Here is a 23,880-nt window from a genome sequence, read left to right as displayed (position 1 = left end):
TGCAATTTTCTCCACTGTTTGCTGTTCAAGCTATTTTAATTGCGTCGGCAAACCTACTCCCGCTTACGGATCAACCCTATCAACCCCTCATTTTCAATAATAACCATCCCATGGCGGTCTGCAGTAATGCCTGGTTGCAGTTGATAAGTATACCTGGGAACATTACCCTCCATCACTGTTGGCAGGTATAAAAACTGGTAGCTTCCTCCCCGCTCCTTTAACGCTTCCCCTACTTCAATGATATGCGACGAGATAATAAAAAAGCAGTTCGTATTTTCTGAAAAAGCAGCGGTAATAGCCAATGTAGCGTCAAAGGCATCTTTTACATTCGTGCCTTTGAATAACTCATCGAAAAGCACCACCAGGTCTTTCGACGCGCCTACCTGCTCAGCAACGCTTTTCACCCGCAGCACTTCCGCATAAAAATGACTGTATCCATGCTCGAGACTGTCGGGCACATTGATCGTGGAAAAGAGGCCATCTTTTACCGAGAACTCCATTTTTTCTGCTGCCACGGGGAATCCCATATGCGAAAGATACACCGCGATGCCGAACGACTTCATAAAGGTGGATTTCCCGGCCATATTCGCCCCGGTGAGAAAAGCGACGTTACATTCCTGCTGAAAGGAAATATGGTTCGACACCGGTTTTTCCAATGACGGATGAAACAAACCACTGATGTTGATTACATTTTTATGTTTGGGTGCAGCCCTTGCATAACAGAAGTGCTTTGTCCGCCCTACGGCGGCTACCGCTATATATACGTCGAATTCATAGATAATATCTACCAGGGTTTTCATCTCGTTCTGACAGGCGGTTCTTAACAGGTAGTCGTACCTGATCAGCCTTAAAGGCGATATCTGTGCTACATCTTGTGCATCGTTAAGCCATTGCAGCCGCTTATCATTAAATATTTCCCGGATTTTTTCAATGTGCGCCTGCACAGGGCTATAGGCGCCTGATGCTGCTAACTGGCAAATGAACTCCCTGAACACCTTCAACAAGGCAATCGTTTTGCCCACCCCTGTTACCAATAAATCATAGCGGGTATCGCGGATCACCGTTTTAAGCAGCCTTACAGATATAATATTCCATGCCGTAGCTGGCATACTGCCGCTGATGCCGGAACTAAGATAGTTTTCTACCACCTCAAATGCTTCCGTACCAAACGGAAATGTTACCGCATTCCTGCCGAAGTACTGGAAGATACTGCTGCGGTCATTGATAGCCGCATGATCTGTTAAGGGCTGCCTGAACATCTGTTCCAGCAACTTCCTGCCGCCACCGGTAGTAACGGTGTCGAACATACGGTAAACAGATTTATGGTTATACTTACCGGAAATGTTCAGATCATCAAGCGTTTGTTTGTCTGCGAAAAAACTCATGCCTCTTTATTTTTTATCTTTTTTTTGCTGATGATATCCAGTATTCCTTCATTATTGATAATCACCATTCCATGCCTGTCGGTGGTAACTCCTTCGGCTAACCGGTACGTATAAACGGGCCTGTTATTTTCCATTCCTGTAGGCAGAAAAATAAAGTGAATATTATTACACTGAGCTTTCAGGGCTTCTCCCGCTTCCGTGATATGGGTAGAAATTATAAAAATGCAATTCTCTCTTTCCGCAAAAGCGGCAGTGACTGCAACTGTGCCTTCATAGGCATCTTTTACATTGGTTCCCCTGAATAGTTCATCGAAGATGAGAAACAGGTTCTTTCCTTTCGCCAGTTCCCTGGCGATCGCCTTTATGCGTAATACCTCCGTATAAAAATGACTGCTGCCGGAGGAAAGATCATCCGGCAGGTTTATAGTAGTGTAAATACCTTCCCTTACCGCAAACTCCATTTTTTCTGCGGCCACGGGAAAGCCCATATGAGCCAGGAACATCGCGATACCCAATGATTTCATAAAGGTGGACTTCCCCGCCATATTGGCACCGGTTAAAAAAATAATGTTGTTCTCCGGCGTGATATGAATAGTGTTGGCTACCGCATTTTTTACCTGCGGATGGTAAACACCTTCCAGGCGTATATGATGACTACCCGCATCCAATGCTACCGGGAATACCAACTTCCTTTGTGAAGCTACCCTCGCCACCGTAATATATACGTCCAGGTGATAGATCAGCGATAAGATCCTGTTGAGCTCAGTTCTAAGCCTGAATCGCAGGAGCTGATCATATTCCACCACTTTGGCGTAAGACAGCTTACTGTTTGCCTGTTCCTTTAACACCGGCCCCAGGGCCGGATACCGGAGGACCTCTTTCATGTCCTCCATCTCCGGCTGGTAGGGGTTATTATCCGATATGGCTGCCATATGAAGAAGAAAACCCTGCAGCATATGCAGCATTTCAATTACCGACCGGATCCCGTCGCTGATCGCTTTGAAATTATTATCTGCTGCTAACAGGTTGTTAAACTTCCTGGCCAGCGTATTCTCTTCCATCGATAAACGGGTACGGTCGTCCTGCATAGCCAGGTAGGTTTCTATCACGTCAAACAAGCCGCTCCTGAACGGAAAACCGGCGTTGACAGACTGAAAGAACCGGATCTTACTACTCCTGTTATTGATAGCGGCACGCTCTGCGAGCGGATACCTGAACATATTTTCCAGTATAGCAGCGCCGCCACGGGTACTGGTATGGTTAAAAATAGTATAAACCGATTCAGCGCCAGGCTTTCCCAATATATTGAGATCCGTAAGGGTTTGCTTATCTGTATTAAAAATCATCTTATAAAAAATTTAAACCTGCCACCATTTTTCTGACTACTTCCTTTTCCGCCTGATAAGCAGGATGGCCCCGAATGCCAGCAAAACACCCGGTAACACCCACAGGTAAATGATCCGCAGGAACTTCACCTGTGCTTTTGTTAAGAGTACCGCGGTATCTTCCGGTTTAGGACGGGTACTGTCGATCGGATATTCTCCATAACTGAGCCAGCTGAATAGCGCTGTGTTAAATACAAAGTTTGCCGCCCGCATATTAAATCGCTGTAACTCTGCATTAGCCATGAAGTCGGCGTCGCCGGTTACGACGATGCGCTGCTCTTTATTGTTCACTTTACGCGTCAGGGAAACTGCTGTAGCAAAAGTTTTTTGCTCATCTCCATTTTCGGGGGAAAAAACAATTTCCGCTGAATCTGTTACGAGGTTATCTTTTTTCAGCCAACAGGTTTTTATGTTTGTTACCAGCAAAGGCTTGATGCTGAAGGCGCCGGTATCTGCATACGAAAGCGCTGTTACCCGCGGCATGGAAACCATTGCACTATCATGATGCGCGTGAATCAATGCCGGATAAAACGAAGCAGCGGTAGCGGTGAGGTAAGGCGATACCAGTTCCGGTTGCAGATCTTTACTGGTTTGCACCAATATACCATCCATCAACTGCACTCCCAGCTGCCGGAGAAAAGGATTTAATATGGATTGTTTGCCCGGTTCACCTGCTACCAGCAGGTTGCCGCCGTTATTTACGTATTGTTGCAGTTTCTGCATATTGGCAGCCGTCAGGGCGACCTTGGGATCTGCAAGTACCAAAGCGGAAATACCTGCGGGAATTTCCTGCGCGTCTAACGACAGGGTATCTACATCAAATCCCTGGTTCAGGAGTGAATTACGAAAAGTAGTCAGGTTGGTGAGTACCTTATATTCCCTGTCTCCCAGCTTATTTATATTTCTCTCCAGGTGCCCGGTCAGGAAAATTATTTTGGGCATCTTTGCCTGTAACAGGCGTTTAAATGCAGCCGACACCTCCGTTTCACCGGGCCATTGCCGGTTATCGTCAAACACCCGCAGGAAGGTAGTCCTCCCCTTATACTTCAGTTGCATAACATAGCGATTCAACTCCGGTTTCAGGTCAACCATCTTGCGTATCTCCGCAGGCGTTTTAAACAGATCCATCGTAAGATCCTTACTATCGGCGTATTGCTTCGCTACCTGCTCCAGCGTTTTACCGGGATAGTATCGGAACATACCTGGGTTTTCATAGGACGAATCATAATATAGCACCGTTTTCAATTCAATGTTGTGTTTGAACCGGGTGTAAGGTTCCCAGCGGGCCAGGTTCTGGTTATATGACTCGGGACTGCCCAGGTCCCAGTGACGACCCAGGAGGTTATTATAAGCAGTAACCTCCAGTGGTTCATCTCCCAGTTCCTTTATAATTTTCTGTGCATTGGGCGTGAGCGTTCTTTCCTTGGCACGGGTAGCATCATAATAGCCCACCAGCGAAGGAACGGAGCTGAAGTAACCGATCACCAGCGTGGATACCACCACAAAAACATACCTCCCCGCCTTTACCATCGGCGGTTTCGACTCCATGCCCGCTTTTATTTTATAGATGCTGAGCCCAAGAAAGAGATAAACGATGGCCAGGAAATAAATCACATCCTTCGTGGTAATCAGCCCCACCAACATTTTTCCCGTGCGACCGGAAATGGAAAGGAAATAAGTCAGGTTGCGTACAAAAGCAATATCCTGCCAGAGCGACCCAACATAAGACAACAGGCCGATCATCACAAATGTGCAAACTGCTGCTACCACCTGGTACGTGGTCAGGCAGGACATAAACAACCCGATGGCCGAATAGGCACAAAGCAACAGGTATACGCCGAGAAGAGAACTCATCAGCAGCCCGGTATCAGGGGACTTTACCTGGAACATGGCGGAACCGACGAAAACCGCCAGGATGGCCACCAGCAAAAGACTGTAGATCATCATGGCCAGGAACTTCCCAAACACAATTTCCCTTACCCGGATAGGTGAAGAATACAACAACTTGATGGTTCCACTGCTGGTTTCCCGGCTGATCAAACCCATTGTTAACAACGGAATATAGAGGTATAGATTACGCAGTACCCCACCTAACATGCCCTGGTTACTCAGGAAAACATATTCTACCACGCTGCCGAAAAATTTTCCGCCCGCCTCCTGCTCTCTTGCTACAGCCTCCACCGTACCCAGGTAGGTTACGCCACACTGGATGAGGAATACAATCATTAAAAACCACGCAATGGGAGAATAAAACAAGGTGCGTAACTCTGTCTTAGCTATTCTGAATATCGTCTTCATTAAAGGATTATTGTTTGGATGATGGATGGGATAACTGCTTAAATATTTCATCAAGCGCACTTTTATCGAGACTGATCTCGCGGAGCCGCCAGCCGTTATGTACGGATGCAGCCACAATTTTCTCGGTGATATCCTGGTCGCCGCTGAAATAAATGCGCAACTGTCTTTCCGTCAAAAACTCCACCTGTGTAACGCCATTAATTTTTGTTAACTCCGTTACTATCGGCGGGTTTTCCATGTGTACCAGCAAGCTGTGTGGCTCTACGTAGTTGTTAAAGGTGTCCATCGTATCTGAGAAAACAATCCTTCCATTTTCGATCATCCTGATTTCCTTACACAGTATCTGTACTTCCGACAGGATATGAGAAGAAAAAATGACGGCCCTGTCGCGGGCAATATCTTTGATCAGCGACCGCACTTCAATGATCTGATTGGGATCGAGCCCGTTGGTGGGTTCGTCCAGCACCACCAGCCGGGGACGGTGCACAATCGCCTGCGCGATGCCCACCCGTTGCCGGTAACCACCGGAAAGGTTGCGGATTAATCTTTTGCTGAAATGATCAATACCGCAACGTTCTTTTGCTTCCTTTATAGCGGGTTTCATTTTATCTTTTGGCAGGTGCCGCAGACCGGCGCAATAACTGAGATACTCGTCTACCGTCAGGTCCATGTACAACGGAGGATTTTGCGGGAGAAACCCGATCTCTCTTTTGGCCTGCTGCGGATGTTCTTTCATGTTAATCCCATTGATATAAACATCGCCTTCCGTTTGATTCAACGCTCCGCATACAATATTCATGGTGGTGGATTTTCCTGCTCCGTTTGAGCCAAGTAATCCTACAATCCCCGTGGGGCCAATCTCCATGTTGATATCACGGATGGCCCAGGAGGTACTGTATCTGTGGGATAACTTTTCAATTCTGACAATACTTTCCATTTGTTTATTTTATAATTTTTCGGGTAGATGTAAGCCTGTCCTTTACTATGGGTTCTGTTCTATTTCCGGATTCTGGGCAATCAGTATATTGGCCAGTGGAAATACATAGTTGTTACTGTTGGGCGCCAACGTGTAAGTGTTTCCGTCAAATACACGGGTAACTGTTTTAGCGAATTGAGCATCCTTGTTCAGCCGGCGCTGATCAAACCAGCGCAGCCCTGAACCAAAGAATTCACGGCGGCGTTCATTCACTACCAGCTGCAGCGCGTCTGCTGCAGTGGCCGCAGAAAGGTCGGTATAATCGGCAGGCAGAAAGCGCAGCTTACGAAGTGTATTCAACATATCCACCGCCTCGTCTTTTTTACCCGCGCGGGCAAGGCATTCCGCCTTTATCAGCCAGGTTTCATTTACGGAAAGGCCTACTGCCGGCTTGTCCGGCGGACCTGAATATTTTTCCCGGGACCAAAATCCCTGGCCGGTAAATGCAGGATAAAACGAGCCGCCTTGCTTTACAAAAAGCTGATAGCGCAAATCCTTTGTACCAAGCAAATCCAGTATCGCCTGGCTTAACTGCGGCGCGCTAAAGGTCACGCGGGGCACTTTCCGCAACAGGATCTGTTTATCTTCAAACTGGGAAGGGAAAATAAAATTGCCCCCGTTAAAAGCGATATTATAATTATACAGGGTGTTGGATAAGGCCAGTGTACTATCAGCAAAAGCAGCAGCATTGGGAAAATCCCGCATATTGAGATATACTTTAGACAACAATGCATACGCCGAGGGCTTATTGGGTCTGAAATTAATATCCTGTTTAACCGGCAGGATCGGAATAGCAGCCCTGATATCTTTCATCACCTGTTCATACACCTGTTTCACCGATGCTCTTTTCAGGTTCACAAACAGCGCTGCCTTGAGCATTAAAGGCACACCCAGGTCGGTTTCTGCGGTGGCAGCATCGTACTGTTTTCCATACAGGTTAACCAGGCTGAAATAAGTAAAGGCCCTATGCATCAGCGCTTCCGACAGGATCGTTTGCTTTAACAGCTGGTCTCCTCCTTTGCTGTCCATTACGCCATCTATCACCACGTTGTAGGTATACATGGCAGCATACATCGCGTTCCAGTCGTTATCCTGTCCAAGATCTGTATAAAAAGGTTTACGCCACGTGTAAATGGCCGTTTGAATATTGTTGGTTTTAAAATTATTCTGGATCTCTGCAGCACTCAGGTCCACATCGTCGGAGCTCATCAGCGGCGCCAGCCCAAATGCCACCTCCTGCCTGTCGCCACTCGCATTCATCAAGGCACGGTAATCTTCCGTATATACCAGCACCCGCTGGCCCTGTACCGGCACATCCTCCACATATTTACGGCAGGAAGTCATGCCTGTGTTAACTAATAAAAAAGCAATCACTATTTTATATCGACGCATACTTTGTAGTTTAATGGATTAGAAACTCAGTGCAACTCTAAACGAATAGTTGGTTAATGGAGGAAGCTGGTAGTTGTTCCCGGTTACATAGAGATAATCAGGATCGAGCTTTTCTTTATTGGCTACCCAGATCATCCCCAGGTTGCGGGCTACTGCGGAAACAGTCACACTCTTCAAACCGGCCTTCCCCAGTAAAGCAGCGGGAATCGAGTACGACAGCATCACCTGTTGTAACTTTACATTACTGCGACTTCTCACCAGCAGATCAGATTCCCTGTACCGGGCAGTGCTGGTATAGAAACTTGTGTTAGCGCCAAATGCCAGTCCCGGCACGTTGGTAAATGCTTCGTCTCCCGGCTTCCTCCAACGATTCGCCAGGTCGCCGTTTCTTCCCGCAAAAAGGTTATTACTATATCCGAGATCCTGTAGCGACGGTTTCAGGAAAACACCACCGAACGCGCACTGGAACTGTACATTGAGGTCAAAGCCTTTGTATTGTACAGAGTGGCTGAAGCTTCCAAACCAGGGAGAGGTGGTGCGTCCCGAATAAACACGGGAATTTTCATAGGGAAATTCTGCCACCGAATATTTCTTCGAGCGATCGTTACCGTTATAGATCAACGCCTGACCGGTATTATCCAGTCCTGCCCAGGCATAGGTAAACAGGTAATCCGTTGGATAGCCAGAATAAAGCATCTCCGGTGCAAAATAGGTAGTAGGTTTTTCGAAGCGTACATCTTTGATGATATTCGTATTGTACGACATGTTGACGGTAGCCGTCCACCTCCAGTTTTTACTCAAAACAGGCACTACATTGATGCCAAGGTCCACTCCATGTCCTTCCAGGTTAGCAGTATTGAATAAAGTAGATGTAAAACCATAAGTGCCGTTAATAGGCAATTGCCAGATGATATCCGTGGTATGTTTTTTATAATATTCCGCAGACCCGAACACCCTGTTTTTAAAGAAGGAAAAATCAAGGCCCCAGTTGATCATCCGTGTCTTTTCCCAACCCAGGTTTGCTATGGCAGGTTTGTCAATAATACCATAACTATAGTTGGTGTAATAATCGGCGCCGAGTAAATTAATAGTGGTAACGGGCGCATAACCCTGGGGAGCATTGCCGCTAAAGCCATAGGTGAAACGTGCCGACAGCTGATCCAGCCAGCTGATATTGCTTAGCAGTTCTTCCTTGCCAAGGTTCCATTTCAAACCGGCCGACCACAACGGAATAGCGCGCTTACGGCGTTCAACACCCAGTAAGTTATAATCATCAAAACGGGCGCTTCCCGAAACGGTATATTTATTATCAAACGTATAAGATCCGTTGGCATAATACGATAGCGACCTCGTAGTGCTTTCAGTAACCGGCCTGGTGGTAGCGCCGATTGACTGTGTAGTCCCATAGATATCTACATATCCTGTAAAAGGATTCACGCTGCGGAACGCATTGATGGATTTATCGTAACCAAATCGCATTTCTCCGCTGCCCTTACTGTAAGACTCCCTGATCTCATTACCTACCAGCAAATTCAGCTGATGCCTGTCCTTCCAATTTTTATTTACATTGAGCTGTCCGCGCAGGTTATAACTTCTTCCCTGACCGTTGCTCAGATCAAGCCTGCCTCCGGGGGGCACACCATATACACGGGCACCGGTGGCGCTGATGCTCGTTGCTTTATTTACCAGCATGCGGGCGTCGTAACTATCCGGCTCCCAGTATTGCTCATATTCGGTAAACATTCTTCCTACGTTACCGGAAATGTTTACCCCTAACCAGGGCGTAATATTGCCATTTACCGCGATATTCAATGCCACATTGTTGGCCGTATTATAACTATTGGAATACTGTAACTCATCGATGGGAGAATAGCGGAATGGAAGATATCCTTTGCCTTCAAGGTACCTGGCGGTCGACGGAATCGTGAGCAGGTCGTAATAAATCGTGTTACCGGATGCATCTTTGAGCATGTCATAAGGCCGCATCCCGCCAGAAGCAACACTCATCGCCCTTACGGCGGCGCCGTTTACTTTATCCCTTGTATTACCGAAAGTCAGATCGGTGCTGATGGTAACGCGCCCGTTCAATAAGCTGGAGGTATTGCCTGCTTTCAGGGAATATCCTTTGTTGGTATTACTCCTGTAAACACGGTCTTCTTTATAAAAATAGCCCGACAGGAAGTAAGAGCTGTTCACTCCCCCGCCGGAAACAGAGAGGTTATACTGTTGGGTGGTGGGCGACTGGATCATGTACTTCTCCATCTGCGAGCGGTTATCGGTGGCGCCCAATGCTGCCAGCTGTGCGTTCATCTCCGCTTCTGTTATTTCTCCGCGTTTTTGACGGAAATAAATAGCCTGCACCTGGCTGTTATTTTCCGGGTAATAACTTCCCGGGGTGCTGCGTGGAACAGGATCGTTATATCTTCCTTTATCCAGCAGTTCTTTTTCCAGGTCGATGTAGTCTGCTATGCTCATCATTTCACCATAACCCAAACTGGGCTTATTGCTGGTACCCATGGTGGTAGAGAAACTAAACACCGGTTTGCTGTTACGCGTTCCCTTTTTTGTAGCTATCACAATGACGCCGTTGGCCGCCTGGATGCCCCATATAGAAGCTGCTGCCGCATCTTTCAGAAAAGTGATCTGGTCGATATCGTCGGGGTTGAGCAGGTCCAGCGCGCCATTGGCAATGGATACCTGTGATGGGAATCCATCTATCACCAGCAGCGGATCCGTGCTTACTTTTGTATACTCGCTTTTAATGGTCGACAAGCCACGAATCCTTACCGATCCGTTACGACTCTTATTCGCAGCGGTTTTGGTAGAAATTTCCACGCCGGGCACCATGCCCTGCAGCCGTTCGAGTATACTAACTACCGGCACCTGCGCCAGCTGTTTGCCTGTCACTATACCGAATGAGCCGGTGGCCCTTTCTTTCGGGAGCGCCTGGTAACCGGTATTCACCACTACCTGCACTTCGCTCAGCTTTTTTACTTCTGCGTAAAGCCGGATGGTTACGGCGTTTCTTCCCTCCAGCTTTAATTCCCTGCGTTGGTAGGCGATGTTGGTAGCTACCAGCGTGGCATTGCGCGGTACGTTTACAAAAGAGAAATCTCCCTGTATGTCGGTAACCGCTATCAGTTTGGTATTACGTACCGATACGGTAACATCTGGTACCGGAAGACCGGCAGAGTCCAGGATCTTTCCTTTCAGCAAGGGGATCACGGTAGAATCTGAAAATGCTACCTGCTCCTGCTGGTATGGCTTTTCAGCAAGAAAAATTGTTTTACTGTCGATGGAAAAAGTTAATGGCTGGTTTTTGAATACGTTTTCAAGGAATTCCTGCAAAGGAATTTCCCTTGCGTTAATAGATACAGGGATCGCGCGTTCCATGAGCCGGTCATTGCTGAACACCACGAATCCGGTTTGTTTGTACACTGCATCAAATATTTTTTTCAGTGGCATATCCTTCCCGGAAATAGTCACCGCCTGAGACAACGATTTTGCGGAAACGTGCAGTAAGGACGCGAAAAGGAAGAAGGTAGTAATTCTCATAATCCGCAATATTTGGATCGGGACCGGCAATAGACATCCCTTTCGTTCTACATGAGCGATTTTTTGCATAAATTTGGTTGTGGTTTGGTTGATAAAAAATTCGTTACACCGAAATTTTAAGTTTAACCGGCTACCTGCCGGAAGCGCGCCAACGCTTCCGGCTTTTTATTTACCGGCTATCTTTTTTTGACAATCTGTTTTTATGATGATGCTTATTTTGTTACTACCAGTCTTTTGCCATCTTCAATGTGCAAATGCACACCGGCGCCGTTCAGTCCTTTGATAAGGCCGGCCAGGCTTATGTTCCTGCTGATCTTTCCATAAAATTTAATATCTGGTATATCGCCTTTGTAGATGATCTCCACATCATACCATCGGGCAATCTGTTTCATAGTATACTTCACATCCATTCCATCGAAATCAAACAACCCGTTTTTCCAGGCCATGATTTTATCAATGTCTGCATCGTTAATAACGACAGGGGTTTCAGACAGCTGCAGCTGTTGGCCAGGCCGGAGTATGATCCCTTTTTTATAGCGCGCCGATGCCTGTTCGTTCAATGACATTACTTTGATGGCGCCCTGCAGCAAGGTGGTATGCTGGCTTTCTTCATTTTCGTAGGCATTTACATTGAAATGCGTGCCCAGTACTTCAATGCGTACGTTGTTCATAGCGGTTACCTGGAATGGCATGCCGGCATCCGGAGCCACTTCAAAATAAACTTCTCCCGTAACTTCCACATTCCGGTACTTACCGTTAAATACTGTAGGGTAGCGGATAGAGCTGGCGGCGTTCAACCACACCTGCGTACCATCCGGTAAGCTTGCCCGGAACTGGCGACCATTTGGGGTCGTAATTATATTATAAGCAATCTCTTTATTTTCATTTCCACCCGGACCATATACCAGCGCACCATCATCAAGTACTATCCTGGCACCGTTTTGTGTGGCTACTACGCCATTCGCAAGGCTATCCAGCGTAATGTTACTGCCGTCGGCCAATTTCAGTATTGCACCATTCTTTCCGGGCGCAATATCGCTCATAGAAGCATGCTGTGTGATGCCCGTGGAATACGGCTTTTGAGACAGGAACCAGTACCCGGTACCTGCGGCGAATATAATAGCCACAGCGGCGGCGATCCACCTCCACCGGTGCAGCAGGTATATCCCCTTTGATACTACCGGTTGCTCTTTCCGCGCGTGGGTAGACAGAAAACGTTCCAACGCTTCGTTTTCATTATACTGCGCAATCAATTTTACCGCAACCTGTTGAATTTTTGCATCGTTGATATCTTCCCATAGTTGCCGGCGCTGCTCACTCCCGGCTATCCAGGCATGCAACTGTGCTGATTCCCCGGCAGTCAGGGTTCCCTTTAAATGCCTGCTGAGAAGGTCTGCTATATAAAGGGCATTCGATGTTGGCTCGTCCATAATAGCATTATGCTTTCTGTTATTACGACGTGATACCAGGATAGTACCAAAGCGATTTAAAAAAAATTCAGGGATGTACAGATGCCAGCAGGAGAAAGATAAAAATTTCCGGTGGGAGACGATGTTTCAACAGCATTATCCCCCTGGATTTCTGGTTTTTTACAGTTTGTACGGACAGGCCCAGTTCGCGGGCAATTTCATCATTTTTCAGGCCTTCAATATAGCCCATGCGTATAATTTTCCCGCATTGCTCCGGCAGTTGGTTGATTTCCCGATAGAGTTCATTGAACACCTCCAGGCGAATCATTTCAAGATCTGCCGCGGCTTCCCAGCCTGCCTGGGATCCGAGAAATACTGCCTGTCGCTCTTTACTGTGAACCGTGCGTTTTATAGTATCAAAGCAGGCGTTACGGGTTGACTTGTACAAAAAGTCTTTCAGGTGCCGGATATTTTCAAAAACCTGGTTGCGGTTCCATAATTTTAAAAATACTTCGTTGACCAGGTCCTCCGGATCGGCAGCTTCCTGGATAATCTTCCGTGCGAAGGCACATAAAACAGCGTAGTATTCTTTGAAAACAACAGAGAAGGCGGCTTCATCTGCCACGGCAAGCCGTTGCAGCAGTTCTGCTTCCCCGAATGACTGGTTACCCTCAAACGACTTAATCGACTGCATCCCCGCTTATATGATATACTAAAAAAAAGAACAACCAGTGGGCCCGCAGCTAACCTGCGTCCATTAAACTGAGTGTGTTCCGCATAAAAATACAGTAAGATCGTACCTACTTTGTTGGCTGACTTTTAACTATAGTTTCCTTATTGATAATGGTTGATGTTATGGAGGATCGTGTGTTTTATGATCATGAAACTATCACGTTCCGGGAAAGTTCATTCCCGGCAGCCAAGATCATAAATTATTGTCATTAATACAAATATTATTTTTCCGGGAGTGCGCCGTTGTGGTAAAAAAAGAAAGAGCTTCCTCTAAAATCGACAATCGCCGGCCGGTTGGCGGTGAACGTTAACAAAGTGTTTGCCAAGTCGCAATCAACCCGTGAAATTGTCGTATCTCCCCTCTCTCAAACTCCGATTTTCACGCCATCTTTGTTCTATCAAAATAAACGATAAACAAGTGGAGCAGCCACCATTTCAAAAACGGGCGGAACCGAAAAGCCAGACGAGTAGGGATAAAATAATTTGTTATGTCAAACACTGTTTCATTACACAGAATGCTGAAAACATCTCCGGAAAAAGTATACCGGGCCTTTATTGAACCAGCCGCTATCGCTTCCTGGTTACCTCCTTATGGATTTCTTTGCACCGTTCAGGAACTGAATCCGGTGGTAGGCGGTTCTCACAAAATGTCATTTCATAATTTCAGCACCGGTAACGGTCATTCATTTGGTGGCACTTACCTGGAACTTAAGCCTAACGAGCTGTTGAAATACACCGATAAATTTGATAATCCTCACCTGCCGGGAGAAATGGTTGTTACCGTATCACTTCGGAAAACCATCGCCGGTACGGAAGTAAAAATTACACAGGAAGGCATTCCTGATGCTATACCGGTAGAAATGTGCTACCTGGGCTGGCAGGAGTCATTGGAAAAGCTGACTAAGCTGGTAGAGCCTGAAATACCGGATGCATGATAATCAGATGGCCCATAGCCCGGTAAAGCATATTATCTTTACCGGGTTATAGGCCATATGAAAAGTGCAACGCGATACCGGTTCCCCGCTTCTTTTTACCGAATGACTGTTTCATCATGAAGCACCGACCTGGCGTCATTGTCATCATACTGGTCAATCAGTTTATTCAACTGTTGCTTTAACGCTTGTACAGTTTTACCATATTCCTTCATCCCGTATAGATTATGCATTTCGTCGGGATCTTTTTGGAGATCATATAGCTCCCAGGCCACTACTCTTTTATAAAAACGGATGAGCTTATAGCGACCGGTGCTAATACCAAAATGTGGAGATACCTGGTGCTCGCCATTTTCGTAGTAGTGATAATACATGGCATTTCTTCCTTTGGCCTTTGTGTTTGTAACCAAAGGAAGAATAGAACTGCCCTGTATATCTTTCGGTACCGCGAGGCCGGCGGCAGACAATGCTGTAGGCGCAATATCCAGGTTCATTACCATGTTCCTGTTTACAGTACCGGGTTTCACCACACCAGGGTACCGCATCATCATCGGCGTACGAAACGACGGTTCATACATCCAACGTTTGTCGAACCAACCATGTTCTCCCATGTAAAATCCCTGGTCTGACAGGTATATCACAATCGTATTGTCGTCCAGATGATGTTTGTCAAGGTAGGCAAGTGTGCGGCCTATGTTACGGTCCAGGGAGGCGGCGGTAGACAAATAATCGCGCATGTAACGCTGATACTTCCATTCCACCAGCGCCTTACCCGTTAAATGTTGCTTTTTAAAATCATCGTGTATCGGGTGATAACAGGCATCAAACTTTTTTCTTTGATCCGGCGTCATCCTGTTAATGCCGGATTCATTGTTCTCCTCTTTTTCACTGTCAAACATTTTCAGGTCATAGCCCATCCTCATTGTTTGAGCGATAGTCATGTCCTGTACCTTTGCAGCAGATCTTCCCGCATAGTCATCATAGAAATTAGCGGGCAATGGAAAAGTGACCTTATCAAACATCCCCATATCGCAGGTATCAGGTATCCAGGTCCTGTGCATGCTTTTATGACCGATCACTAAACAAAATGGCTGGGTGGTATCTCTTTTATCCAGCCAATCCTCTGCCAGATCTTCTATTATATTGGCGGCATATCCCTCTATCCTCTTTTTGCTGCTATCCATCATAATAAAATCCGGGTTGTAGTACATTCCCTGTCCCGGCAATACCTGCCAGAAAGTAAATCCCCGGGGAATTGTTTCCAGGTGCCACTTACCGATCCATGCGGTTTGGTACCCTGCTTTGGTCAGTTCTTTAATGAAAGTATTTTGAGAGCCGTCAAACCGGGAGCTTTCATTGTCTTTAAACCCGTTTTTGTGGCTGTATTTTCCAGTTAGAATTACTGCACGGCTTGGCCCGCAAATGGAATTAGTAACATAGGCGTTATCGAATCGTACGCCTTCCCTGGCCAGCCGGTCTATGTTGGGTGTCTTCATTAACTTACTTCCATAAGCACCAATCGTTTGATAGGCATGATCATCCGAAACAATGATGAGGATATTGGGGCGGCGTTGTGCGTACAATTGCGTCGAAAAAATTAGTAATAGCGCAACCGTCTGTAATAGTCTTATCCTTATCATAAATAAGCTTTTTTTCATTATTCACTGTCAATAATTGCTGGTTAGCAAACAACAAGATAATAAAAGTCCGGTCAGTATCATAAAAAAAGCCGCATACATTTCGTGTATGCGGCTCCGTTTAATTCAGTTATACTCAGGCGCGTGTTTTCTTAAGTTTTGCTTCCACCTTTTCACCGGGTTTGCTTACCCTTACTATCTTTTTCACTACAGCACTGTTGCCGGTACTATAGTTCCTGTTAACGGTATTGTTGGTAGTACCCTGGAACATACCATTGATATAGTGATCCGTATAACCTACCACTTCTGTTTGGGTATAGGAGTGGTCATAACCAAACTCGGTGTATAACAGGTATTCACCGGGCATAAGATTTACAAATTCGTAGTGTCCTGCATCGTCGTACACCCGGGTGGTTTTGATACACTCGGCGGCTTCATCGAGCAGGGCGATACCTTCCCGGCCTTTTTTCCGCTGGGATTCATTGGTTTTGATCCATTCTTTGAAGTAGTCGTTGTAAGGGATGAGGATCACCTGTGTACCGCGGGGCGCCACCTGTTTGGCCTGGATGTTCATTACCTGCATTTTCGCAAAGATGGTTCCGTTATCGTCAAAGTCGCGGGCAAACACCTGGCCATAAATGATGGAGTTACCTCCCTTCACCATTTTCATGGTAAGGTCTTTATCGAAAGGCGCCTTAACGGAATTGAAATCTGTTTCGGTGTCCACCATCCTGATCTGCTGGCCATCGGCCCACATGTCTACCTGCCAGAGCCGGCGGGTTTTCTTATCAATCAGAGAAACAGATTTTTCGTTGGTAGTAGGTTCAACTACGGTCACCTCCCATACATCGTGCTTGCCGGTGTATTTACTCACCCAGGTGCTATTCTTCACCTCCTCCACCACGGCTTTTTTCAGGTTACCGTTGTTGGTGGGTTTGTATTCATACACTGACAAATCGGTGCTGTAACCGGAGGTTAGCGGCAATAACGACAAAAGGAACGGGTACGTATAGCTATCCACGAAATGCTGGTTACCGGCTTCTTTGATCTGCGTTTTCTTACCGGTCTTCTTATCTACATAGTAACCGGTAACATCATTTCCGAAGTGCAGCACCATATCTTTCAGGGTGCTGTGGGATGCGCGGTAAATAGGTTTAAAGTCGCTCAGGTTAGATACAGCAGTATCTTTCCAGGCTTCCAGTCCGGCAAGCGCGGTAATCGTTGTTAGCGCCAACTTATCGTTGGCGGTGTTGATGCCAATGGTAAATGTACCGATCGCTGATTCACTGCCGTCATTTACAGTGTAACAGGCGAGGGTAAATTTACCATTCTGCAGCAACTTACTGTCGAATTTTTCCTGTGCCTGAGTTTCACAGGCGATGGCGGTAAGGAGAAGCGAAACAGAAGAAATTAAAACTGGGTTACGAAATTTAAAAAGCATGTTTCTGATAATTTATCTGACCCCACAAAAATAAGGGATTCAAGATAAGCAGCATATACAGGGAAAAAGGGAGTACAGAAATACCTGTTTTCGGGTAGACAAAAACCGGAAAGGCTACCCCCCGGCCGGAAACAGTAACAGGTTGCCGGAATATAATTTCCGGCAACCTGTCAAACATCATCTATTATGCAGTTGGTTAAAAGGTAGGGGGCGGTGCATTCAGATCACTATCCAGGAAATCGCTCACCATTGGAATCCACAAATCCGCGTGCACCATCATACCGATGTGCGTAGTGCCGGGGATAATGGCCAGGCGGGATTTTGGTAATCCGTGAAGGTCTCCCATCTTCCCTCCTCCTTTGGCCCGGAATAATTCCAGTGCATGTTCATACCGTATACCATCGGCATCGCCAATGGCCATGAATATAGGGGACTTTATGTTTTTGACTTCCTTCGACCAGTTATATGGTTTTAGGTCGATGCTCAGTACTTTTTTAATGTATTCAGGAAAACGTGCAGGATCATTACCCATACTATCGTATTGCTGCTGTATCACCGAACCTTTGAACATATCGGCATTCATGGTCGCAAAACTAGCTTCTACATCAGGCCACCAACCGTCATGGGCATATGCCCCGGACAATATTACCAATCTGCGTACCTGCTCCGGATGGCGCACTGCTACCTGGAAGGCTACTCCCCCGCCCATGCTGTAGCCTAAAACATCTGCGCTGTCTGTTTTAAGATGTTTGAGAAGGCCCGACACATCATCTGCCATGGCTTCATAACTGAATTCCCGTGGGATATCTTTCGTGCGGCCATGGCCCTGCAGTTCGGTTACGATCACTTTTCTCTTTTGGGCCAGCACCGGGATGATATGCGACCAGTTCAATGGAATGTTCATAAAAGATCCATGAAGCAGTACGATAGGCTTGCCTTCTCCATATACCTCATAATACATTTTCAATCCGTTTACATCGGCATAACCCGTTTCGGTGGGCTTCACGGACGGGGTGACAACACTGTCTTTTTTTGCTGCCGGAAGATTTTTTGTTTCCTTAGGATTTGACTGGCAAGCCACCATTGCCGCCAGGATGAGTGCTACAAAAGAGCCGGCTATAAGATGTTTCTTCATATGTTGAGCGTTTGTTTGTCAGGCTACAAAGTTCTGCAACAATATTTTGTTAATGGCTGTATGTATGCGACAATAACAGGGGTAAATAGCGACAATAGCAGATCGTCGCGAATTACCTTTATATTGGCGTAAATGCCCCCGACATTTGAAATTGCTGTATTTTATCTTTGTTCAATCACTCCACTCACAACAAACAAATATGAAAACTACCGATAACATGCCCGCAGGACTCGAACTGGCCCAGATTGGCTGGGTGATTCCGGATATTCATGCCACCGTAAAGTTCCTTTCAAAAACACTGGGTATCAGCTTTCCCGAACCCGAATATTTCCGCGCACAGGATCTGGATATGACTTATTATGGCGAAGTGGTAGCCGGCGACTGGCTCACCACACAAACTTATAACGGGGGCACCTTCATTGAACTGATTCAACCCCTTTCCGGTCAAAGTATGTTCCATGACTATCTTGCTAAATATCCCGCCGGCGGTACACAACACCTGGCTTTCCGTTTGCCGGTAAGCGGTTTCGAAACTGTCACCAATGAGCTGCGCGAACAGGGCCATGCAGTCATCAGCGAAGTAGACCACCCTATTGCCCGGATGGCGTTCTTCGACACTTATCAAACAATGGGCGTTGTGACCGAAATTATGGGCATCACACCGGAGGGATGGAATGCTATCAGGCAGATGGAAAAAGCCCGTTGAGTAAAAGCATCGCGTTAGTGACGCAAATTAAATACCCTGATGCATAAGGGGATCAAACCCACTGACACCGCGATAAAAATCGCTACCCGGATATAGTTAAGTGTTTGCCAGAGCGCCGTTTTATTTGCCAGGCCTTCCACTACGGAATTTGTTTCGGCTATTTTCTGAAAGTTGATAATGTTAGGCGCAAAAAAAGCCAGCGTCCATACTCTCACCGCGAAATGAACGGCAAATAACACCAGCAACCAGTTCCTGGCAAAATCAATTCTCCAGCAAAATATGATGGCCAGCAGGAAAGTAATTTCATGTAATGAATGAAAGACTATCCAGAAATTTTTCAAACTGGCCCCCGATCCGTCCAGCAACAATTTGAAGTTGGCCGGTGGAGCGCCTGTCCATTTGGGAACAAATACCAGGGTTTCAAATATCTGCGCCCCGTTCATGAGAAAATAGACCAGGGTGGTGATGAACAGCCACCATTCAGCTCTTGTAAGATAATTGGTTGTTATATTATTCATCGTTTTCGATTCATTTTTTGTATTAAAAGATCATTTTCGATGCAAAAATAGGTCAAAATAAGCATTAAACAAACTATTCCACCCATTTTTAACTATATTTACATCGAATTCGATATAAATTATGAGTGAGCTTATAAAATTAATCAGCGCCTGGGAAGCATATGCACAGAAGAATCCGGTACATATTTCCGCCACGGAATTCTGTATGTATTTTTTAGCGAAAGAAAGTAACAGTGAATTATTCAGCGGACTAACGCCTCCCGATCTGGATACAGTATTTGCCAAATTGATAGGAAGACTGGCAGGCATGCAAACAGCCTATTCGAAAATGGCATTACAGGAGATACCCGGGTTTGAACTGGAATGGTTCTATTTTCTAAGCTCCATCTACCATTTAAAAGAAGTAAAGAAAACACAGGTAATACAGTACAATTTCACAGAGCAAACCACCGGTATTGATATACTTAATAAGTTGAAAAAACTGGGGTATGTTGCAGAGAGAACCGACCCGGATGATAAGAGAGCCAAGCTTGTAAGCATCACAAAAGCCGGGGAAAAGATCCTGTTCAAATTATACCAGCTGTTATATAAACCTACGTTGCTGATGTATAATGGCATTGATCATAAAGACAAACAAGTTATCATCAACCTGCTCAAAGACACGGAACATCAACACCAGGAGTTATTGTCAAATTCCCGGAACAAGTCCATAGATGAGCTTCTCCTGGAAACATTAGGCCAGGAAAAAGTTGCCCAAATAATGCTGGAACAGAAAAATAAAATTGCTAAGTTCTCCGGCTCGAAATAACGGCTATATTCCTGCAGTCACTGCTTTCATTTTAGCCAGCCCTGTTTTAGCTACCAGTAAAGCATCCTGCCGGTAATAGCTTTCATTAAACACCTCCAGCGAAATAATCACCTGCTTCGCGGGGTCTTTGATATTTTCCAGCAGTTGCCGCAACGGCGCTATGCCATCTCCCGGATAAATACGATCCGGTTCTGATATTTTACTAGGGAGAATGCCAGCGGGATAGTCATTTACATGTACAATATCGATGGCGGCGTTGCCAACAAAGGCAGTGCTGTTAAAGCTGGAACCGCCTTTAAAAATATGGAATGAGTCCAGCAGCACGCGGGCATTTTTATGGCCGCTTTCTGTAACCACATACATCACCTGGCTGATTTTTTTCAGGTTGGGTGATGAGCCCCACATTTCCAGTATGGGTAGCACACCCGTTTGCGCTCCCATTTCAAGAATGGTGAGGTACCTTTCTGTTACCACATTGAGATGAATTAAAGCCGCATCGCGGTGATTGGCGCCCATTGGCGGGGCTGCCACACGTTTACAGCCAATTTTTGCCAGCTGCTCCATTTCCCTTTGTAATTGCTGTACTCCTGCTTTGCGGGTGACTTCGTCGTCAACGATCCATTTGGCAAAGCCAATGGCATTTTCCACTTCAAGTCCCAGATCTGTTATGATCCTTTTGGCTTCAGTGGCAGATCCACCCTGGTTTAGATAGTGCTGAAAGGTATCTATCCATATTTCTACGGAGCTGAACCCCGCTTTGGAAGCGGTTTCCAGTTCCTTTATAAATCCGAGCCGCTGCCCCCGTATGGTACTCATGTTCAGCGAGTACTTAAAAGCCGGTTGCTTTTTAGCAGCGGTTTCTTTCGCTACAGCGGGGACGCGGAGCAAGGAGGTTGCAGCCGTTACTCCCAGCGTTTTTAATACTTGTCTGCGGTTTAAAGAGAAGTCTGTCATGTATCGAAGGCCTTTTATATCCCGGGCAGGTTTTCATCCGCCGGGAAGTACGTGGAATAAGAAATACCGGTATTACGAAGACGCAAAATATACATTCCATACTGGAAATGCAACACGGGTAATGATGAACCGGAACGCACAAAATATAGTTGTTAAAGAGCGCAACTATTCCTTATATTTGAATAGAGCAATGAATATTAGCAACAGCTCCCAAAATGCTGTTGATCATCTTTACATCAGTCAACCGAAAAACCTGTAGCATTGAATAAGCCTTATTCCTGTTTTGTAATCCAACAGTTGACCTGGTATTTCCTTGTTGGCGGCATAGCGGCCCAACCAGGCGAGGCGGCAGCGCAGCGAAAATTCCCGAAAATTTACAGCACTTAAATAAATCTACTATCTGACAAAACCATATTTCATCACTTAAACAGTAAACAATGACCAAAATCTTCCATTTTTTAGTGGTTATCACCGCACTTACATTGGCTGTGACCAGCTGTAAAAAGCAGTCTGAATCAGTCGAAAAAATTGACAAAAAAAAGCCGCCAACAGGTGTTAATGGCGTGGCCAATGGCACCTATATGCTGAACGTGGTATACTTTGTTCCATCTGACCTGGATACTGTACCCGGCTACCGGGCACGGCTAAACGGGGTATTCCTGTATATGCAGAATTTCACCACCAAATGGATGAACAAATGGGGATATGCCGGCAAAACACTGGGGCTGCAATCGGACTCCAGTGGTCAGTTGAAAATATCGCTGATCCGGGGTCAGCTGGGCAAGAACAGTTATCCTTATGAGGGTGGCTCCGGCGCTGTAATGACCGAGGTAAATGCCTGGTTTGCCGCGCATCCCACGGAGAAAAAAAGCGACCATATCATGGTGATCATCCCCACCTATTCCTATGGCGCCAACGGAGACCCCAGTGGCGGACCATTCTACGGAATTGGCCGCTGGTGCTTCGCACTGGATTATACAGGTCTGGATACCATCAATCTTGGTAAACCCGATGATAAGTTCTCCACCAAATGGATTGGCGGTATGGCACATGAAATGGGCCATGGCATTAACCTTCCGCATAATGGAGGCGCCCAGTCAGAAAATATCCTGTATGGCACCACCCTGATGGGCTATGGCAATGGCACTTTCGGGAAAGCCCCTACGTATTTTTCACCGGCGGATGCGGCCATATTGGCCAATGGCCAGGTATTCAGCAACGTTACCCGAACCGACTGGTACACAGATCCGGGATGCCAGGTGAAGCAGGTATACGCGGCATATAACAGCGCCTCCGCCAGTATTATTGTTTCCGGGAAATTTTCCGCTGCCAAGGCTGTAAAAGATATCGCTTATTACAACCGTAATACCGGCAATGATAATGGCGGTTATAACTCCGTAACGTTTGCCTCAAAACCAATTGGCACCGACAGTTTCCGTATTGTCATGCCCGTTAGTGATTTCAGGGACAAAGGAAATACCAACTACGAGTTTACAATCCGGTTATGCCACGAAAATGGCAGTATCAGTAGTTACGTGGCCGCTTATAGTTTCGTTAACGGCACCCCTGTTATCACATTCGGCGACAAAGTGGTATACAACAAAACCAACTGGACGGTAGCTGCTTACAGCTCCCAGGAAACCGCCGCCGAAAGCGGCGCCGCTGCCAACATCATTGACGGCTCCGGCAGCACGTACTGGCATTCACGCTGGTCGACCAACGCCGCCAGCTATCCTCATTATATTACAGTGGATATGGCCCAGGCACTGGATGTAAACCGGTTTACGTTCAAACAGCGCGACAGCCGGATGGTAAAGGTCGTGGAAATCCTGACCAGCAACAACAATTCCACCTGGACTTCCCTGGGGGATTTCACCCTGGCGCAAACCACTAATCCACAAAACATCGTGCTTTCATCTACAAAGAACTTCCGCTACTTCAAGCTGAATATGAAAAGTTCCTATGATGGCGAGCAATTTGCCGCGATGTGCGAGGTTGGCACCTACAAAGACTAGAACATTCAATATATATCCACCCGACCATTACCTTAGAAGGTCGGCATTCCGAGTGAATGCCGGCCTTCCCGTTTTTTCAGGGCAGCATTGTCTAACTGGCGCCCTATTCTGTCTATTTCAACGATTTCGCCTATGCTGCAGCCGGTTCATAGCGCAACTTTGTGTCATTCTTTAACACTACAAACAAAAAAACATGCACTCAAAGATTTCGAAAGTAATTTACTGGACCGGCGCAATATTGATCTCCCTGTGGTTTGGCGCCAGCGGCGTTTTCGAATTAACCGGCAATCCTATTGTATGGGGCATTACCAGGCAGCTGGGTTATCCTCCTCATTTTATTTACATTCTTGGTGTTGCAAAACTCTCCGGGGTAATTGTGCTCCTCACCCCCAACAGGCTGCTCCGCTTAAAGGAATGGGTATTCGCCGGCATCTTCTTTGACATCCTCTTTGCGTTTTTCTCCAAAATTTATGTGCTGAACTTCGCCGCCGCCGTAGATGCCATTATCGCATTCACCATTATATCGGTTACGTACCTGATGTTTAGAAAATTATACCCTGCAAGGTATTCATCTGCCATACCACAACCGCTATAACAACCGC

The 23,880-nt window shown here is 46.4% G+C and carries 18 protein-coding genes; 5 read left to right on the top strand and 13 right to left on the bottom strand.

The features are described from left to right. Positions 1–53: 53 nt before the first annotated feature. From KE626_RS31170 to KE626_RS31135, 8 genes are all read right to left on the bottom strand, one after another. Positions 54–1,385 (bottom strand): MutS-related protein, encoded by a 1,332-nt coding sequence (locus tag KE626_RS31170; RefSeq protein WP_211976996.1) that lies wholly within the window; start codon positions 1,383–1,385, stop codon positions 54–56. Then, a complete protein-coding gene (locus KE626_RS31165) occupies positions 1,382–2,731 on the bottom strand; it encodes a MutS-related protein (RefSeq protein WP_211976995.1) in 1,350 nt (449 codons plus the stop codon). The genes KE626_RS31170 and KE626_RS31165 overlap by 4 nt, the downstream gene beginning before the upstream one ends. Positions 2,732–2,767: 36 nt before the next feature. Continuing rightward, a complete protein-coding gene (locus KE626_RS31160; RefSeq protein WP_211976994.1) occupies positions 2,768–5,068 on the bottom strand; it encodes a DUF4350 domain-containing protein in 2,301 nt (766 codons plus the stop codon). 7 nt (positions 5,069–5,075) lie between these two features. After that, positions 5,076–6,005 (bottom strand): ABC transporter ATP-binding protein, encoded by a 930-nt coding sequence (locus KE626_RS31155; protein ID WP_211976993.1) that lies wholly within the window; start codon positions 6,003–6,005, stop codon positions 5,076–5,078. Positions 6,006–6,050: 45 nt separating this feature from the next. Then, entirely contained in the window at positions 6,051–7,436 is a 1,386-nt protein-coding gene (locus KE626_RS31150; RefSeq protein WP_211976992.1) for a RagB/SusD family nutrient uptake outer membrane protein, read from the bottom strand. Positions 7,437–7,454: 18 nt separating this feature from the next. Further along, a complete protein-coding gene (locus KE626_RS31145; RefSeq protein WP_211976991.1) occupies positions 7,455–10,991 on the bottom strand; it encodes a SusC/RagA family TonB-linked outer membrane protein in 3,537 nt (1,178 codons plus the stop codon). 212 nt (positions 10,992–11,203) lie between these two features. Further along, the gene (locus KE626_RS31140) at positions 11,204–12,421 is read right to left on the bottom strand and encodes a FecR family protein (protein WP_211976990.1); all 1,218 of its coding nucleotides are present in this window, start codon (positions 12,419–12,421) and stop codon (positions 11,204–11,206) included. A gap of 67 nt (positions 12,422–12,488) precedes the next feature. Beyond that, positions 12,489–13,094, bottom strand: a complete 606-nt coding sequence (locus tag KE626_RS31135) for an RNA polymerase sigma factor (RefSeq protein ID WP_211976989.1) — start codon at positions 13,092–13,094, stop codon at positions 12,489–12,491. Between the two features lie 526 nt (positions 13,095–13,620). Between KE626_RS31135 and KE626_RS31130 the strand changes: the two genes are divergently transcribed. Continuing rightward, a complete protein-coding gene (locus tag KE626_RS31130; protein ID WP_211976988.1) occupies positions 13,621–14,067 on the top strand; it encodes an SRPBCC family protein in 447 nt (148 codons plus the stop codon). A gap of 95 nt (positions 14,068–14,162) precedes the next feature. Here the strand turns inward: KE626_RS31130 and KE626_RS31125 are convergent, their stop codons facing one another. From KE626_RS31125 to KE626_RS31115, 3 genes are all read right to left on the bottom strand, one after another. Further along, positions 14,163–15,704: a sulfatase family protein gene (locus KE626_RS31125; protein ID WP_211976987.1), complete on the bottom strand. Its 1,542-nt coding sequence runs from the start codon at positions 15,702–15,704 to the stop codon at positions 14,163–14,165. 133 nt (positions 15,705–15,837) lie between these two features. Continuing rightward, complete coding sequence (locus KE626_RS31120; protein ID WP_211976986.1) at positions 15,838–17,142, bottom strand: DUF3108 domain-containing protein; 1,305 nt, start codon at positions 17,140–17,142, stop codon at positions 15,838–15,840. A gap of 196 nt (positions 17,143–17,338) precedes the next feature. After that, positions 17,339–18,277: an alpha/beta fold hydrolase gene (locus KE626_RS31115; protein ID WP_211976985.1), complete on the bottom strand. Its 939-nt coding sequence runs from the start codon at positions 18,275–18,277 to the stop codon at positions 17,339–17,341. 199 nt (positions 18,278–18,476) lie between these two features. On the opposite strand from KE626_RS31115, the gene KE626_RS31110 reads away from it, so the two are divergent. Further along, entirely contained in the window at positions 18,477–18,983 is a 507-nt protein-coding gene (locus KE626_RS31110) for a VOC family protein (RefSeq protein WP_211976984.1), read from the top strand. 14 nt (positions 18,984–18,997) lie between these two features. Here KE626_RS31110 and KE626_RS31105 read toward each other — a convergent pair whose 3' ends face one another. Then, entirely contained in the window at positions 18,998–19,501 is a 504-nt protein-coding gene (locus tag KE626_RS31105; RefSeq protein ID WP_211976983.1) for a transposase, read from the bottom strand. 121 nt (positions 19,502–19,622) lie between these two features. On the opposite strand from KE626_RS31105, the gene KE626_RS31100 reads away from it, so the two are divergent. Further along, positions 19,623–20,309, top strand: coding sequence for a MarR family winged helix-turn-helix transcriptional regulator (locus KE626_RS31100; protein ID WP_211976982.1), 687 nt, complete (start codon positions 19,623–19,625; stop codon positions 20,307–20,309). 3 nt (positions 20,310–20,312) lie between these two features. Here the strand turns inward: KE626_RS31100 and KE626_RS31095 are convergent, their stop codons facing one another. Further along, positions 20,313–21,263 carry a sugar phosphate isomerase/epimerase family protein gene (locus tag KE626_RS31095; protein ID WP_211976981.1) on the bottom strand — a complete coding sequence of 317 codons (951 nt, stop codon included), beginning with the start codon at positions 21,261–21,263 and terminating at the stop codon, positions 20,313–20,315. 437 nt (positions 21,264–21,700) lie between these two features. On the opposite strand from KE626_RS31095, the gene KE626_RS31090 reads away from it, so the two are divergent. Further along, positions 21,701–23,278, top strand: coding sequence for a discoidin domain-containing protein (locus KE626_RS31090; protein ID WP_211976980.1), 1,578 nt, complete (start codon positions 21,701–21,703; stop codon positions 23,276–23,278). Between the two features lie 193 nt (positions 23,279–23,471). Then, a complete protein-coding gene (locus KE626_RS31085; protein ID WP_211976979.1) occupies positions 23,472–23,873 on the top strand; it encodes a DoxX family protein in 402 nt (133 codons plus the stop codon). The last annotated feature ends 7 nt before the right edge of the window (positions 23,874–23,880 follow it).

The organism is Chitinophaga hostae, from assembly GCF_018224885.1.
In the GTDB taxonomy this organism is placed as follows: domain Bacteria; phylum Bacteroidota; class Bacteroidia; order Chitinophagales; family Chitinophagaceae; genus Chitinophaga; species Chitinophaga hostae.
The sequence above is the reverse complement of the archived record's forward strand: the minus strand, read 5'-3'. Positions and strand labels throughout refer to the sequence as shown.